Origin of the sequence: Paenibacillus sp. BJ-4, from assembly GCF_020404765.1 — a bacterium.
GTDB lineage: Bacteria > Bacillota > Bacilli > Paenibacillales > Paenibacillaceae > Paenibacillus.
Genome location: NZ_JAIVEM010000015.1, coordinates 1 through 211 on the forward strand (window position 1 = coordinate 1; position 211 = coordinate 211).

1 rRNA gene is annotated in these 211 nt (G+C 51.7%); it reads left to right on the forward strand.

Annotation, left to right across the window (positions count from 1 at the left end):
- Positions 1 to 211, forward strand: a 23S ribosomal RNA gene (locus LCF57_RS04520); the annotation flags it as partial.

The window sequence follows — 211 nt, forward strand, 5'->3', positions numbered from 1 at the left end:
CGACTTGGGCGCTGTCTCAACGAGAGATCCGGTGAAATTTTAATACCTGTGAAGATGCAGGTTACCCGCGACAAGACGGAAAGACCCCATGGAGCTTTACTGCAGTTTGATATTGAATTTGGGTACGATCTGTACAGGATAGGTGGGAGCCGTTGAGCCTTGAGCGCCAGCTTGAGGGGAGGCATCCTTGGGATACCACCCTGATCGTATC